Source organism: Arthrobacter sp. E44 (genome assembly GCF_041877125.1).
GTDB lineage: Bacteria > Actinomycetota > Actinomycetes > Actinomycetales > Micrococcaceae > Arthrobacter.
This window is the reverse complement of sequence record NZ_JBHDJA010000068.1, coordinates 1-638: the sequence shown is the minus strand read 5'-3', so window position 1 is coordinate 638 and position 638 is coordinate 1. Positions and strand designations below refer to the sequence as shown.

General features: G+C 65.2%; 1 protein-coding gene. It reads left to right on the top strand.

Translation table 11 applies throughout. From position 1 onward, the window contains the following. The coding region (locus ACETK3_RS21350; protein ID WP_373993599.1) for an aldehyde dehydrogenase family protein at positions 1-638 on the top strand (638 nt) is incomplete at both ends.

Below are 638 nucleotides of genomic sequence, written 5' to 3'. Positions count from 1 at the left end.
ATGGAGCTCGGCGGCAACGCCCCGTTCCTGGTGTTCGAGGACGCCGACCTGGACGCCGCTGTCACCGGTGCCATGGCAGCCAAGCTGCGGAACATGGGCGAGGCCTGCACGGCGGCCAACCGCTTCATCGTCCACGAGTCCGTGGCCGGCGAATTCGCCGAGAAGTTCGCCGCGAAGATGAAGGAAATGACCACCGCCCGCGGAACCGAACCCGAATCCAAGGTAGGCCCGCTGATCGACGCCAAGAGCCGTGACAAGGTCCACGAACTGGTGTCCGATGCCCTGTCCTCCGGCGCCAAGGCAGTCCTGGGCGGTGCACCGGTGGAGGGGCCGGGCTACTTCTACCAGCCCACCATCCTGTCCGGCGTCGCCGAGGGGAGCCGTATCCTTTCCGAGGAAATCTTTGGCCCTGTTGCCCCGATCATCACCTTCAGCAGCGAAGACGAGGCAGTGCGGCTGGCGAACAACACCGAATACGGCCTGGTGGCCTACGTGTTCACCAAGGACATCAACCGCGGCATCCGGATGGGTGAAAAGCTTGAAACGGGCATGCTCGGCCTGAACGCCGGTGTCATCTCCAACGCGGCCGCACCCTTCGGCGGCGTCAAGCAGTCGGGCCTGGGACGTGAAGGCGGCCT